The sequence below is a fragment of the Streptomyces sp. NPDC026301 genome, from assembly GCF_055567935.1.
Genome location: NZ_JBVHPN010000013.1, coordinates 249165 through 264001, shown reverse-complemented (window position 1 = coordinate 264001; position 14837 = coordinate 249165). Strand labels below are relative to the sequence as shown.

At 71.1% G+C, this 14837-nt stretch carries 9 protein-coding genes; 4 read left to right on the top strand and 5 right to left on the bottom strand.

Annotation, left to right across the window (positions count from 1 at the left end):
- Positions 1 to 207: 207 nt before the first annotated feature.
- The gene (locus ACZ4MH_RS24035; RefSeq protein WP_351589474.1) at positions 208 to 459 is read right to left on the bottom strand and encodes a hypothetical protein; all 252 of its coding nucleotides are present in this window, start codon (positions 457 to 459) and stop codon (positions 208 to 210) included.
- 92 nt (positions 460 to 551) lie between these two features.
- Here ACZ4MH_RS24035 and holA point away from each other — a divergent pair, with 92 nt between their 5' ends.
- Positions 552 to 1538: a DNA polymerase III subunit delta gene (gene holA, locus ACZ4MH_RS24030; protein ID WP_351589472.1), complete on the top strand. Its 987-nt coding sequence runs from the start codon at positions 552 to 554 to the stop codon at positions 1536 to 1538.
- 219 nt (positions 1539 to 1757) lie between these two features.
- Here holA and ACZ4MH_RS24025 read toward each other — a convergent pair whose 3' ends face one another.
- Together ACZ4MH_RS24025 and rpsT are read right to left on the bottom strand one after the other, a co-directional pair.
- A complete protein-coding gene (locus tag ACZ4MH_RS24025) occupies positions 1758 to 2720 on the bottom strand; it encodes a hypothetical protein (protein WP_467754671.1) in 963 nt (320 codons plus the stop codon).
- Positions 2721 to 3072: 352 nt separating this feature from the next.
- Entirely contained in the window at positions 3073 to 3339 is a 267-nt protein-coding gene (gene rpsT, locus ACZ4MH_RS24020; protein WP_351589467.1) for a 30S ribosomal protein S20, read from the bottom strand.
- Between the two features lie 386 nt (positions 3340 to 3725).
- Here rpsT and lepA point away from each other — a divergent pair, with 386 nt between their 5' ends.
- Positions 3726 to 5591 carry a translation elongation factor 4 gene (gene lepA / locus ACZ4MH_RS24015; protein ID WP_351589464.1) on the top strand — a complete coding sequence of 622 codons (1866 nt, stop codon included), beginning with the start codon at positions 3726 to 3728 and terminating at the stop codon, positions 5589 to 5591.
- Between the two features lie 313 nt (positions 5592 to 5904).
- A complete protein-coding gene (locus ACZ4MH_RS24010) occupies positions 5905 to 7818 on the top strand; it encodes an AMP-dependent synthetase/ligase (protein ID WP_467754670.1) in 1914 nt (637 codons plus the stop codon).
- Between the two features lie 73 nt (positions 7819 to 7891).
- On the opposite strand, the gene ACZ4MH_RS24005 is transcribed toward ACZ4MH_RS24010, so the two are convergent.
- Complete coding sequence (locus tag ACZ4MH_RS24005; protein WP_351589458.1) at positions 7892 to 8500, bottom strand: response regulator; 609 nt, start codon at positions 8498 to 8500, stop codon at positions 7892 to 7894.
- 25 nt (positions 8501 to 8525) lie between these two features.
- Positions 8526 to 12671 (bottom strand): HAMP domain-containing protein, encoded by a 4146-nt coding sequence (locus tag ACZ4MH_RS24000; RefSeq protein WP_351589455.1) that lies wholly within the window; start codon positions 12669 to 12671, stop codon positions 8526 to 8528.
- Positions 12672 to 12771: 100 nt separating this feature from the next.
- On the opposite strand from ACZ4MH_RS24000, the gene ACZ4MH_RS23995 reads away from it, so the two are divergent.
- On the top strand, positions 12772 to 14781 hold the full coding sequence (locus ACZ4MH_RS23995; protein WP_351589452.1) for a SpoIIE family protein phosphatase: 2010 nt from the start codon (positions 12772 to 12774) through the stop codon (positions 14779 to 14781).
- The last annotated feature ends 56 nt before the right edge of the window (positions 14782 to 14837 follow it).

The following is a 14837-nucleotide window of genomic DNA, read 5'->3' as shown; positions in this document are numbered from 1 at the left end:
CTCCCAATCCCCTCGCCCTCCCCCCCTTTTCTCCCTGCCCCCCCCCCCTCCCCCCCCCCCCCCCCCCCCCCCCCCCAGGGCGAGATACCCGGCTAGGACACTCGGGCCACGCTCGGGACAGTCAGGGCCGTGCTCGGCCCCTGCCGGGCCTGCCGGGGATGGTTGTCGGGGCAGCCAGGGGCCGTCGGCCGGGCCGTTTCGGAGGGGTCAGGGGCGGGCTGGTTCCAGCCAGCCTTCGTATTCGGCGGCCAGGGTGTCCAGTGCGGCCGGGTCGCAGGTGGCTTCCGGGTCCTCCAGGACGACGAGCCACTGGGCGTCCTCGGCGTCGTCCTCGCCGGCCAGGGCGTCCCGTACGAGCTGTGGCTGCTGGGGCACTCCGTACTCCTCGGTCAGCACCTCGGCCACTTCCTCGGCGGCGTCCCGGTCGGGCAGCACCAGTACATGTCGAACATCGCTCACCCGGCCATTCTCCGACAGCGGTCGTCCGCCGGCGACGGCCGGTGCCGCGGTCGGCGGCCGGTGTGTCAGTGGGGCGTGGGATGCTGTTCGCGATGGCCAGGAAGACAGCAAACGACGACCCCCTTGCCCCCCTCACGATCGCCGTGGGGCAGGAAGAGCTGCTGCTCGACCGTGCGGTGCAGCAGGTGGTGGCGGCGGCGCGGGCCGCCGACGCGGACACCGACGTGCGTGACCTCACCCACGACCAGCTGCAGCCCGGCACGCTGGCCGAGCTGACCAGCCCGTCGCTGTTCGCCGAGCGGAAGGTCGTGGTCGTCCGCCAGGCGCAGGACCTGTCCGCCGACACGATCAAGGACGTCAAGGCGTACCTCGGGGCGCCGGCCGAGGAGATCACGCTGGTGCTGCTGCACGCGGGCGGCGCCAAGGGCAAGGGGCTGCTGGACGCCGCGCGCAAGGTCGGGGCGCGCGAGATCGCCTGCCCGAAGATGACCAAGCCGGCGGACCGGCTGGCGTTCGTGCGCGGGGAGTTCCGTACTGCAGGGCGGTCGGCGACGCCCGAGGCGTGTCAGGCGCTGGTGGACGCCATCGGCAGCGACCTGCGCGAGCTGGCCTCGGCGTGCGCGCAGCTCGCGGCGGATGTCGAGGGCACGATCGATGACGCGGTGGTCGCGCGGTACTACACCGGTCGCGCCGAGGCGTCGAGCTTCACGGTGGCCGACCGGGCGGTCGAGGGGCGCGCGGCCGAGGCGCTGGAGGCGCTGCGGTGGGCGGTTTCGACCGGGGTCGCGCCCGTCATGATCACGAGTGCGCTGGCGCAGGGCGTCCGCGCGATCGGCAAGCTCGCCTCCGCGCCGCGGGGTGCCCGGCCGGGCGATCTCGCGCGGGAGCTGGGCATGCCGCCGTGGAAGATCGACCGGGTACGGCAGCAGATGCGCGGCTGGTCGGCGGACGGGGTGGCGGTGGCCCTGCGCGCGGTCGCCGAGGCGGACGCGGGTGTGAAGGGCGGCGGCGACGACCCGGAGTACGCGCTGGAGAAGGCGGTCGTGACGATCGCCCGCGCGGCGCGTTCTCGCCGCTGAGCCTGCGGGCCGGGCCGCCCGAGGCGTCGGCCGGGCCGCCCGAGGCGTCGGCCGGGACGCCCGTAGGTCCACGAGCGCGCCCCTCAGCCGCTCAGTCGCAAGCCGCCCAGCCGCGCGAGCCCCTCACCGTGAGCCGCTCGGCCGTGAGCCCTTCACCCGCCAGCCGCCCACCCGTGAGCCGCCCACCCGCGAGCCGCTGAGCCGCAGGCCGCCAGCCGCTCAGCCCTTCAGCTTCGCCAGTGTCTGCTTGGCGCTGGTGCGGAGCATGTCGGCCACCTCGGCGGAGTCGGGGCGGTCGGTGTTGTCGCTGCTGGAGTAGCTGGACCAGGTGGTCTCGTACGTCAGCCAGCCGTCGCGGACGCCGAGCACCACGTACGAGCCCTTGCTGTCGGTGGTCTCCTCGCGGGTCACCAGGTACGCCTCGTCGCCGATGCCGCGTACGGGCTCGACCTTGTAGTGGGTCGAGGACCGTTCCTGTTCGTACGAGCGGTACTGTGCCGCGAACTCCGGTGCCGGGTCGGTCTTCTTGTGCAGGAACGCCTTGGAGTAGACGAGGGTGGAGGAGTAGTCGTCGCTGCCAGCGTCCTCCGGTACCAGGTCGGCGTTGCACCACATGGAGTCCAGCGCGGGGTCCTCGTGGCCGCTGGACTCGGGGTTCTCGCCGGCGCTGTCCGAGGTGCTGCTGTCCTCCATCTTGAAGCGCGCGTCCTCGAACGGCGTCCACGAGGTCGACCGGCAGAGGTCGGACTGATAGCGGTAGCCGCGCAGGTCGGGGCTTGGCTCGCCGCCGAGGCCGCCGAGGCCCCCGGTCGCGAAGAGCACGCCGGCCCAGACGGCCGAGGCGACCACGGCTCCGCCGACGGCCCACAGCCAGGCGGGCAGACCCTTGCCGCCACCGGTCCCACCGGTCCCATCGGGGCCGCCCGGACCGACGCCGTAGCCGGCGGGGCCGGCACTCGGCATGGTCGGTGCGCCGTGCGGCGCGGCCGCCGGGTAGCCGTAGCCGGCCGGTGGCTGGGCGTACGGGTTCTGCTGCTGGGGCACCTGACCGTACGGATTGCCCGGCTGCGGCCCCGCCGGAGCCGCCGGAGCCGCCGGAGCCGGCGGCGGAGGCGGTGGCCCCTGTTGTGGCTGGTGGGGCTGCTGGGCATACGGATTGGGCTGTTCCCCCGAGTTGGACATGAGCGGCAGCGTAGCCGACGGGAATCAGCCATCGCTGCCCCGCTCGAGTGGACGAGGGTGGGTGGGTCAGCGCGTAGGGGACCTTTGGCAAGACGAAGACCTCACCCCCCGCAAGACGAAGACCCCGCCCCCGCCCTGGGGAAGGGCGGAAGCGGGGTCCTCGGTGTGGAGCTGGGTGCGCCGCACCCGCGTGGCGAACGCAGGCCGCGTGCGGCGCGGGGGCCGGGGAGGAGCGGAGAGAGGGGCCGCTGGGTCCTCACCGGCGATGAAGCGTGATGACTGCCGTACAGGTCGTGACCCGTGACGGCGGCCGCGAGACCTCCGGGGAGGTCATCCGCGAAGCGTCAGAAGGTCAGCCCTTGAGGGACGCGACCTTCTTCGCCAGCGCCGACTTCTTGTTGGCGGCGGCGTTCTTGTGGATGACGCCCTTGCTGACGGCCTTGTCGAGCTTCTTGCCCGCCTCGGCCTGGGCGGTGGTGGCCTTCTGCAGGTCACCGGCCTCCACGGCCTCGCGGGTGCGACGGATCGCGGTCTTCAGAGTCGACTTGACAGCCTTGTTGCGCTGCCGGGCCTTCTCGTTGGTCTTGATCCGCTTCATCTGGGACTTGATGTTCGCCACGAAAGAGCCTTTTCAGGTTCGTTGGATTCCGGGTGGCCGAGGAAGATCCCGACCGGCTCCGGGCTTTCTGCGTGTCGCGTACACGAGAGCGCACGAAACACAGTGGACCAGGCTACCAGCAGGGGGAACGCCCACCCAAAAACGGACCGCACCACCACCATGACCGAGCCGCGCCCTCACCATGACCGGCCCGCGCCCCCGCCACGACCGGGACCGCACCCCGCCACCCCCGGAACCACCCCGTCCCCCGCCCCGCGCCTCCCGAAGAGTTTGGGGCCGCGGCTCATGGGACGATAGGGAGGACGAAACAGCCGAGCCCCGCCCACCGCATCACCGCACACCGACCCCGCATCCTCTGACCCAGCATTCTCTGAATGGACCTCTGCGTGCCCGCGACCCCTACGAACGTGCCGGAGCCGAGCCGTACCGACCCGGCTCTCCTCCGTAACTTTTGCATCATCGCGCACATCGACCACGGCAAGTCGACGCTTGCCGACCGGATGCTCCAGCTGACGGGAGTCGTGGAGCAGAGGCAGATGCGCGCGCAGTACCTCGACCGCATGGACATCGAGCGGGAGCGGGGCATCACGATCAAGTCGCAGGCGGTCCGCCTGCCCTGGGCCCCCACCGGCGAGCCGGGCAACACCCACATCCTCAACATGATCGACACGCCGGGGCACGTCGACTTCACGTATGAGGTGTCGCGCTCGCTCGCCGCGTGCGAGGGCTGCATCCTGCTCGTCGACGCCGCTCAGGGCATCGAGGCGCAGACGCTCGCCAATCTGTACCTGGCGATGGAGCACGATCTGCAGATCATCCCGGTGCTCAACAAGATCGACCTGCCGGCCGCGCAGCCGGAGAAGTTCGCGGCGGAGCTGGCGAACCTCGTCGGCTGCGAGCCCGAGGACGTGCTGAAGGTCTCCGCGAAGACCGGCGTGGGCGTGGACGAGCTGCTGGACAAGGTCGTGCGGGTCGTGCCGCCGCCGGTCGGTGTGAAGGACGCGCCCGCCCGCGCGATGATCTTCGACTCGGTGTACGACGCGTACCGCGGCGTCGTCACGTACGTGAAGGTCGTCGACGGCACGCTCAGCAAGCGCGAGCGCATCAGGATGATGTCGACCGGCGCCGCGCACGAGCTGCTGGAGATCGGGACGAACTCGCCGGAGATGACGGTCGCGGACGGGCTGTCCGTCGGCGAGGTCGGTTACCTGATCACCGGTGTGAAGGACGTCCGGCAGTCCAAGGTCGGTGACACGATCACCCAGCTCAGCAAGGGCGCGACGGAGGCGCTGGGCGGGTACAAGGACCCGAAGCCCATGGTGTTCTCCGGGCTGTACCCGCTGGACGGCTCGGACTACCCGGAGCTGCGCGAGGCGCTGGACAAGCTGCAGCTGAACGACGCGGCGCTGGTGTACGAGCCGGAGACCTCGGCGGCGCTCGGCTTCGGCTTCCGCGTGGGCTTCCTCGGCCTGCTGCACCTGGAGGTCATCCGGGAGCGGCTGGAGCGCGAGTTCGGGCTGGAGCTCATCGCGACCGCGCCGAACGTGATCTACAACGTGACCATGGAGGACGGCACCGAGCACGAGGTGACCAACCCCAGCGAGTTCCCCACCGGCAAGATCGCCGAGGTGCAGGAGCCGGTCGTACGGGCCACGATCCTCACGCCGAGCGACTTCATCGGCGCGGTCATGGAGCTCTGCCAGAACCGCCGCGGCAATCTGCTCGGCATGGACTACCTCTCCGAGGACCGGGTGGAGATCCGGTACACGCTGCCGCTCGCCGAGGTCGTCTTCGACTTCTTCGACCAGCTGAAGTCCAAAACGCGGGGATACGCGTCGCTGGACTACGAGCCCACCGGTGAGCAGACCGCCGACCTGGTCAAGGTCGACATCCTGCTGCACGGCGACCAGGTCGACGCGTTCTCCGCGATCTGCCACAAGGACAAGGCGTACGCGTACGGCGTCCGGCTCGTCGCCAAGCTGCGCGAGCTGATCCCGCGGCAGGCGTTCGAGGTGCCGGTCCAGGCGGCCATCGGCAGCCGGGTGATCGCCCGCGAGACCATCCGCGCCATCCGCAAGGACGTCCTCGCCAAGTGCTACGGCGGTGACATCTCCCGTAAGCGGAAGCTGCTGGAGAAGCAGAAGGAAGGCAAGAAGCGGATGAAGATGGTGGGAAGTGTGGAGGTTCCGCAAGAAGCCTTCATCGCCGTCCTGTCCTCGGACTCCGATGGTGACTCCAAGAGCAAGAAGTAACGCCGGACGGTGACCGTCGCGAGGGCGGCGGGCGCCGTCGAGCGACGCCGGGCGTCCGTTCCCAGCCGGGAACGGGCGCCTTTCGCGTACCGGCGCCGCCGCGGCCGGAGCCCGGCGCAGCCGCCGCCGGAGCGCGGTTCGGGCGCCCCGCGCGGGGGAAGACGGGCTTCTGAGGACCACGCGCGGACGCGCGGCGGGAGCCCCGCGCACACCGATCGGTCACAAGGTGAACGAGTGTGAGGAAGGCCCTTACGTGGGAGCGCCACGCGTTCTAGTCTGATCCTGCTCGAAGGTTACTCGCGAGTCACCAGCAATGAAGCGGGCCCCGGAGGAAGACGTGACGGACAGCCAGTCGTTGATCGAGAACCGGCCACCTTCCGTGGCGACGCTCTTCCTGGAGCGGGTCGCGGCAACCCCCGAAGGGGAGGCGTACCGGTATCCGGTGCCGCCCGCCTCGGGCCAGGGCCCGGACGACTGGAAGACGCTGACCTGGGCAGATGCCGCCCAGCGGGTGTACGCCACCGCCGCGGGCCTCATCGAGCTGGGCGTGGCCCCCGAGGAGCGGGTGGCGCTGGCCTCCAGTACGCGGGTGGAATGGATCCTCGCCGACCTCGGCGTGCTGTGCTCGGGCGCGGCCACCACGACCGTGTACCCCAGCACGAACGCGGACGAGACGGCGTACATCCTCGCCGACTCCGGCAGCCGGGTGATGATCGCCGAGGACGCCGGGCAGCTGGTCAAGGCCCGCGAGTGCCGCGCCGACCTGCCCGACCTCGCGCACGTCATCGTCATCGACGAGGCCGGCGCGGTGCCGGCCGAGGGCGACCCCGAGGGCTGGGTGCTCTCGCTCGCCGAGCTGGAGAAGCGCGGAGCCGCGTATCTGGAGAAGCACCCCAGCTGCGTGAAGGAGCGGGTCGCCGCGCTCCGCGCCGACCAGCTGGCCACGCTGATCTACACCTCCGGCACGACGGGCCGGCCCAAGGGCGTCCGGCTGCCGCACGACTGCTGGGCGTACATGGCCCGCGCGATCCAGGCCACCGGGCTGGTGAACGAGGAGGACGTGCAGTACCTCTGGCTGCCGCTGGCGCACGTCTTCGGCAAGGTGCTCACCGCCGGCCAGATCGCCCAGGGCCACGTCATCGCCGTGGACGGCCGGGTCGACAAGATCATCGAGAATCTGCCGGTCGTGCGCCCGACGTACATGGCCGCCGTGCCGCGGATCTTCGAGAAGGTCTACAACGGCGTCGCCGCCAAGGCCCGCGAGGGCGGCGGGGCGAAGTACAAGATCTTCCAGTGGGCGGCCGACGTCGCCCGCGAGTACGCCAAGGTCTCGCAGGACAACTTCCGGCGGACCGGCACGGCCTCGGTGCCGTTCGGGCTCGCCGCCAAGCACAAGGTCGCCGACGCGCTGGTGTACGCCAAGCTGCGCGAGGCGTTCGGCGGGCGGCTGCGCGCCGCGGTCTCCGGCTCGGCGGCGCTCGCCCCCGACATCGGTTACTTCTTCGCCGGCGCCGGCATCCACATCCTGGAGGGCTACGGCCTGACCGAGTCCAGCGCGGCCAGCTTCGTGAACCCGGGGGAGGCGTACCGCACCGGCACGGTCGGCAAGCCGCTGCCCGGCACGGAGGTGCGCATCGCCGAGGACGGGGAGATCCTGCTGCGCGGCCCCGGCATCATGCAGGGGTACCACGGGCTGCCGGAGAAGACGGCCGAGGTGCTGGAGTCCGACGGCTGGTTCCACACCGGCGACATCGGCGAGCTGTCCGCCGACGGCTATCTGCGGATCACCGACCGCAAGAAGGACCTGATCAAGACCTCGGGCGGCAAGTACATCGCGCCCGCCGAGGTCGAGGGCCAGTTCAAGGCGGTCTGCCCGTTCGTCTCCAACGTCCTCGTGCACGGCGCCAACCGGAACTTCTGCACGGCGCTGATCGCGCTGGACGAGCCGACCATCCTGACCTGGGCCAAGGAGCACGGCCTGGCGGGCAAGGACTACGCCGCGGTGGTCGCCACCGAGCAGGTACGCGTGCTGATCGACGGATACGTCGAGCGGGTCAACGAGGGCCTGCAGCGCTGGCAGCAGATCCGCAAGTTCCGCATCCTGCCCCGTGACCTGGACATCGAGCACGGCGAGGTCACGCCCAGCCTGAAGGTGAAGCGCCCGGTCGTCGAGCGCACCTTCAAGGACCTGCTGGACGACATGTACGCGGGGACCCGCGAGTCCTGACACCGGCCGCCGGGTCCGTACAGCAACGTACGGAGACGTATGGGACGTACGCGGCGTACGGACCCGGCGGGTGTCAGGCGCGGCCGTGGCGCAGCGCCCGTACGGTCTCCTCCAACGCGGCCATTCCCGCGCGCAGTTCGCCCGCTTCGAGAGGGGCGCCGGCGGTCAGTGTCTGCTCCATGACCGCCAATGTCTGCTCCATGGCGGCGATACGGTCCGCCAGCTCGTCGATGCGGTCCCGGTCCTGCTGCCGCAGCCGGCGCAACTGGCGGTTCTTCTGGTGCAGTTCCAGGAAGACCTTGACCTTGGCGCGCAGCACCCAGGGGTCGAAGGGCTTGGTGAGATAGTCGGCGGCGCCCGTGGAGTAGCCGCGGAAGGCATAGCCGGAGTCGGCGTCCGTGCCGGTCAGGAAGATGATCGGGATGTGTTTCGCCTGGTCGAGCCGCTTGATGTTGCTCGCGGTCTCGAAGCCGTCCATGCCGGGCATCAGGATGTCCAGCAGGACCACCGCGAACTCCTGGCGGAGCAGCGCCTTCATCGCTTCCTCGCCCGACCGCGCGCGGACGAGCGGTTCGCCGAGTGAGCGCAGGACGGCTTCCAGCGCGGCGAGGTTCTCCTCCATGTCGTCGACGAGGAGGATTCCTGCCCGGTCGTCGCTGTCGGTGCGGGTGGCGTGGGTCATGAGTGGCCTCTGAACTGGTGTGCCCCTACGAATTGCCGGCTCGGCCGGTCTCGTCGTGCTCTGCGTCGTCTTCGTGTCCTTGGCCGGCCGGCGCGCCGCCGTCGGGAGCGGAGGCGGGGGCGCGGTACTTGGCGAGCAGATCGACCGCGACGTTCAGCAGCCGGTCCACGTCCAGCGGTTTGGGGAGGTAGTCGTTGGCGCCGGTCTCCAGGGATTTCTCGCGGTCGCCCGGCATGGCCTTGGCCGTCAGGACGACGACCGGCAGATCGGCGTACCGGGGGGTGCGGCGGATGGCGCGGATCGTTTCGTACCCGTCCATCTCCGGCATCATGATGTCCATCAGGACGAAGTCGATGCCCGGGTTCTTGCCGAGCATCTCTATGGCCTCGCGGCCGTGCTCGGCGTAGAGCACCTGCATACCGACCCGGCTGAGGACGTTCGTCAGCGCGAAGGCGTTGCGGATGTCGTCGTCGACGACCAGGGCCTGGGCGCCCGAGAGCAGCTCGCCGGTGGCGCCCTTGGCCCACTGCTCCACATTGGACACGGCGGGCCAGGGGGTCTCCTCCGGGGGCGCGGCGGGCGCGGGGACCGATGGCCGGGTGAGCTCCGCAGGCGCGGTGGGGGCCTCGTCCTCGTCGGCGTCCGCTTCGCCGTCGTCGAGCGGCTGCTCGGCGGGCTCCGCCGTGCTGTGGCACCTGACGGGGATGCGGAAGGCGAAGGTGGAGCCGGCGCCGGGCTCGCTCTCCGCCGTGAGCACGCCGCCGAGCAGGCCCGCGATCTCCCGGCTGATGGACAGGCCGAGGCCCGTACCGCCGTACTTCCGGTTGGTCGTGCCGTCCGCCTGCTGGAACGCCTCGAAGATGACCGGCAGCTTCTCGGACGCGATGCCGATGCCGGTGTCGGTGACGGTGAAGGCGACGGAGCCGTCCTCCGCCAGGTCCACATGCAGGACGATCTTGCCCTTGGAGGTGAACTTCAGGGCGTTGGAAAGAAGATTCCGCAGCACCTGCTTGATCCGCTTCTCGTCGCTGTACAGCTCCTTGGGCACCGCGTCGGTCACCGAGACCTCGAAGGCCAGGCCGCGGTCCAGCGTCAGCGGGCGGAAGGTGTCGTGGACGTAGTTCAGCAGCTTGATCAGCGGTACCCGGGACGGAAAGACATCCATCCGGCCGGCTTCGATCTTGGACAGGTCGAGGATGTCGTTGATCAACTGGAGCAGTTCGGAGCCGGAGCGGTGGATCATCGCCGCGCTCTCCACCTCGTGCCGGCTGAGGTGGCCGTGCTCGTTGTCGATGAGCATCTGGGCGAGGATCAGCAGGGAGTTCAGCGGATTGCGCAGCTCGTGCGACATGTTCGCCAGGAACTCCGTCTTGTACCGCGAGGAGCTGGCCAGCAGCGCGGCCTTCTCCTCCAGCGCGGCGTTGGAGCGCTGCAGCTCGGCCTGGCGGCGCTGCAGCTCGCCCGTGCGCTCCTGGAGCTGGCGGGCCAGCCGCTGGGACTCGCTCAGCAGCGACTCCGTACGGGAGTTGGCGACGATGGTGTTGATGGCGACGCCGATGGTGTTCACGAACTGGTCGAAGAAGGCGAGGTGGACGTCGGAGAAGCGGGAGAAGGACGCCAGCTCGATCACGCCGAGGATCTGGTCCTCGAAGAGCACGGGGATGATCGCGACGGTGTTCGGGGCCGCCTCGCCGAGCCCGGAGTCGACCTTGATGTAGTCGGGCGGCACCTCCTCCATCAGGATGCGCTTCTTCTCGATGGCCGACTGGCGGACCAGTCCGTGGCCGTGCGAGCCGGGGGTGTCGATGCTGGCGTCGTGTGCGGAGCCGTATCCCGCGATGAAGTCCAGGCGCAGCTCGTCGGTTTCGGCGCTGGCCAGGAAGAAGGCGCCGTACTGGGCGTTCACCAGCGGCGTCAGCTCGCGCAGGATCAGGTCGGCGACCTCGACCAGGTCGCGGTGGCCCTGCATCAGGCCCGCCAGCCGGGCGAGGTTGGCGTCCAGCCAGTCCTTGGCCCGGGTGGTCTCGCGGAGGTTGGAGACCATCATGTTGATGTTGTTCTTCAGCTCGTCTACCTCGCCGCGGGCCTCGACCGTGACATTGCGCGTCATGTCGCCGGAGGCCACCGCGCTGGTCACCTCGGCGATCGCCCGGACCTGCGTGGTGAGGTTCGACGCGAGCTCGTTCACGCTGGTCGTCAGGGACTTCCAGGTGCCGTAGACGCCCTCGACGCGGGCCTGGCCGCCCAGCTGGCCCTCGCTGCCGACCTCGCGGGCCACCCGGGTCACCTCGGAGGCGAACGAGGAGAGCGTGTCCACCATCGTGTTGAGGGTGGTCTTCAGCTCCAGGATCTCGCCGCGCGCGTCCACGTCGATCTTCTGCGACAGGTCGCCCTGCGCGACGGCGGTCGCGACCAGGGCGATGTTGCGCACCTGCGTCGTGAGGTTCGACGCCATGAAGTTGACGTTGTCGGTGAGGTCCTTCCAGACCCCCGACGCGCCGCGCACCTGGGCCCGGCCGCCGAGGTCGCCCTCCGTACCGACTTCCCTGGCCACCCGGGTCACCTCGTCGGCGAAGGCCCGCAGCTGGTCGACCATGCCGTTGACGGTCTCCTTCACCTCCAGGATCTCGCCGCGCGCCGCCACCGAGATCTTCTTCGACAGGTCGCCGTCGGCGACCGCGGTGGTGACCTGGGCGATGTTGCGTACCTGTGAGGTGAGGTTGGAGGCCATGAAGTTGACGTTGTCGGTGAGGTCCTTCCAGACCCCGGAGACGCCGCGGACCTGGGCCTGGCCGCCGAGGTTGCCCTCCGTACCGACTTCCCTGGCGACCCGGGTGACCTCGTCGGCGAACGCGGAGAGCTGGTCGACCATCGTGTTGATCGTCGTCTTCAGCTCCAGGATCTCGCCCTTGGCCTGGACCGTGATCTTCCTGCCGAGGTCGCCCTCCTTCACCGCGGTCGCCACGAGGGCGATGTTGCGCACCTGCGTGGTGAGGTTGTCCGCCATGAAGTTGACGCTGTCGGTGAGGTCCTTCCACATCCCCGACACCCCGCGCACCTGCGCCCGGCCGCCGAGCCGCCCGTCCGTGCCGACCTCCCGCGCGACCCGGGTCACCTCGTCGGCGAACGCGGAGAGCTGGTCGACCATGGTGTTCACGGTCTCCTTGAGCTCCAGGATCTCGCCGCGGGCGTCGACCGTGATCTTCTGGCTGAGGTCGCCGTTGGCCACCGCGGTGGTGACCTGGGCGATGTTGCGCACCTGTGAGGTGAGGTTGGAGGCCATGAAGTTGACGTTGTCGGTGAGGTCCTTCCAGACCCCGGAGACGCCGGGCACCTGCGCCCGGCCGCCGAGCCGCCCCTCCGTACCGACTTCCCTGGCGACCCGGGTGACCTCGTCGGCGAACGCGGAGAGCTGATCGACCATCGTGTTGACCGTCAGCTTCAGCTCCAGCAGCTCGCCGGTCGCCTCCACCGTCACCTGACGCGTCAGATCGCCGCGCGCCACCGCCGTCGTCACCGCCGCGATGTCCCGCACCTGCGCGGTCAGCCGGGCGGCCATCGTGTTGACCGCCTCCGTCACGTCCCGCCAACTCCCGGACAGCCCCGCGACCTTGGCCCGGCCGCCGAGCCGTCCTTCGTTGCCCGACTCGCGGGCCACCCGCGTGACCTCGCCGGTGAACAGCGAGAGCTGGTCGACCATCGAATTCACCGCGCGGCCCAGCCCGCGGCGGTCGCCGCGCAGCCTGCGGTGCCCGTCGTGCAGCTCCACGCGCTGGGTCAGATCGCCGCCCGCCACGGCGTTCAGCACCTTCGTCGCCTGGGCCGCCGGGACCACCAGCGCCTCGATGATGTCGTTGGCCGCGAGCACCGAGGAGGCCCACGTGCCCTGGCCGGGGCTGGCAGTCATCCGCTCGTCCAGCCGGCCCTGCCGGATCAGCTCGGAGCGCAGCCGCACCAGCTCGTCGGAGTGGTGCTGCGTCCGTGTGGCGATGTCGTTGAAGGCGCCGTGCAGATCGGCGAGGACGCCGTCGTACGCCACGGGGAGCCGCGTGCGGAAGTCGCCCGAGGACATCGAGGCGAGTGCGGTGAGCAGCGGCTTCAGATCAGCCGCCCGCACCCAGCCGGAATCCGTCTCCCGCGTATCGCCGCGCACTGCCGAATCGACCGACATAGTGACCCACTTCAGTAACTCGGTGCGAATGGGTGAGCTCAGTCTGTCACTCTGGCGATGGCGCATTCGGCGCGATTGCGGAACTGCTCGGGAGTGCTCAATGAGGACGACAACTCCGTCGGAAAACGACGTGGTGCGCAGGCCGGCCACGGTCCGGCCCGCCGCCGTCCCCACCCAGGACAGCGGCCCGCCCGCCGACGGCCGCCCGGCCGACGGATCACAACCCGCCGACGGTGCATACGGAACCGACGGTTTCCGCGCCGTCGGACTGCCCGGCTCGCCCATCGCCGCCGGCGCCGCCCGGCAGTTCGTCCGCACGACGCTCGCCGACTGGATCAGCCGCGGGCTGCCCGGCGCCGAGTACCTCACCACGCGCGTCGCCGACGAGACCGAACTGCTCGTCAGCGAGCTGGTCACCAACGCCGTCGTGCACGCCGGCACCGCCGTCGAGCTGCTGTGCCGGCTGCACGGGGACGGCCCGCACACCGCCGTGACCGTGGAGGTCTCCGACCACCACCCGGCCCGCCCGGTGCGCGGCCGCCACGACGCCGTGACGGCCGAGGGCGCGGGCCGCGGCCTGCAGCTGGTCGGCGCGATCGCGGACTCCTGGGGCATCACGTACCGGCGCACCCTGAAGACCGTGTGGTTCCGGGTGGCGGCGGACGCGCCGGAGCCGGCGTACGGACCGCCGGCGGAGATCTTCCACGCGGACCGCAGGGGGCCGGGCGGGCCGCCGGCCACCGAGCTGATGCCGCCCGGGCCGCAGCGGGCCGCGCTGCGCCGCTGCGAGGTGGAGCGGATCCACCACGGCGCGCTGTCCTTCCTCGCCGAGGCGTCCGACCTGCTCAGCGGGCAGCTGGACGCGGACCAGGTAGCCGCGCTGGTCGCGCAGCTGATCGTGCCGCGGATGGCCGACTGGTGCGCGGTGTGGCTGGACGACGGCAAGGACTTCGGGGCGTCCCGGCTGGCCCGCGTCTGGCACGCCACGGAGAGCCGCATCGACGGGCTGCGCGAGCTGCTGGAGAAGGACCCGCCGGTACTGACCGGCCGCGGCGGCGACGGCCACCCCATCGGCGCGGGACCCTGGCCGTGGCCCGGCGAGCCCAGCGGCTTCGGCCCCGGCGGCGCGGCCCTGGCCTGCCCGCTGATCTCCGGCGTGCGCCGGCACGGCACGCTCCTGATAGGCAGGGCCGGACTGCTCCGCTTCCCCGACGAGGTCGTCTCGCTCATCGAGGACCTGGCGGGGCGGGTGGCCCGGGCCATCGCCACCGCGGACGCCTACAGCCGCCAGGAACGCATCAGCCGGGTGCTGCAGCGCCGGCTCCTGCCCGGCCGGCGCCCCGACGTACCGGGCGTGGCCTCGGCCGTGGTGTACGAGCCGCGCGAGGGCGCCTGGGCGGGCGGCGACTTCTGGGACCTCTTCCAGGCGGGCGAGGGCCGCTGGTGCTTCATGCTCGGCGACGTCTGCGGCAGCGGCCCGGAGGCCGCGGCCGTCACGGGTCTGGCCCGCCCGGTGCTGCGGCTGCTGGCCCGCGAGGGGTACGGCGTCGGCGACGTACTGGACCGGCTGAACCGCACGGTCGCGCGGGAGGCGGCCGACTCCGTCGCCGCGGTGGCCGCCGCGGTGGTGGCGGCCGGCTCCGAGGCGGAGCTCCAGCCCGGTTACCGCGAGGAGAGCGAGCAGGCGCGGTTCCTCTCCCTCCTGTACGGCGAGATCGTCCCGTACGCGGGCGGCACCGGTGGCGCCCGCTGCACGCTGGCCAGCGCCGGGCACCCGCTGCCGCTGGTGCTCGGCACGGACGGCACGGTGCGGGCGGTCGCCGCGCCCCAGATGCTGCTCGGCGTCATGGAGGAGACCGAGTACGAGAGCGAGTCCTTCGACCTCCTGCCCGGCGAGACGCTGCTGTGCGTCACCGACGGCGTGACCGAGCGCCGCTCGGGCCGCCGGCTCTTCGACGACGAGGACGGCCTCGCGCAGGCCCTCGCCGAGTGCGCGGGCCTGGGCGCCGACGGCGTCGCCGAGCACCTCCGGCGCCGCGTGCACGCCTTCGACCCGGCCCCGCCGGACGACGACCTGGCGCTGCTGGTGCTGCAGGCGGTGGCCTTGTAGAGGGGGGTAGAGGGGGCAGGAGCGGCCGGCGGAGGGGATCACTCCCCGCGTGCCGG

What these genes read in the sequence shown, in the direction of transcription:
- ACZ4MH_RS24005 (WP_351589458.1), bottom strand. Translation starts at nt 8,500, where the DNA reads ATGACCCACGCCACCCGCACCGACAGCGACGACCGGGCAGGAATCCTC.
- ACZ4MH_RS24010 (WP_467754670.1), top strand. Translation starts at nt 5,905, where the DNA reads ATGAAGCGGGCCCCGGAGGAAGACGTGACGGACAGCCAGTCGTTGATC.
- ACZ4MH_RS24000 (WP_351589455.1), bottom strand. Translation starts at nt 12,671, where the DNA reads ATGTCGGTCGATTCGGCAGTGCGCGGCGATACGCGGGAGACGGATTCC.
- holA (WP_351589472.1), top strand. Translation starts at nt 552, where the DNA reads ATGGCCAGGAAGACAGCAAACGACGACCCCCTTGCCCCCCTCACGATC.
- ACZ4MH_RS23995 (WP_351589452.1), top strand. Translation starts at nt 12,772, where the DNA reads ATGAGGACGACAACTCCGTCGGAAAACGACGTGGTGCGCAGGCCGGCC.
- ACZ4MH_RS24025 (WP_467754671.1), bottom strand. Translation starts at nt 2,720, where the DNA reads ATGTCCAACTCGGGGGAACAGCCCAATCCGTATGCCCAGCAGCCCCAC.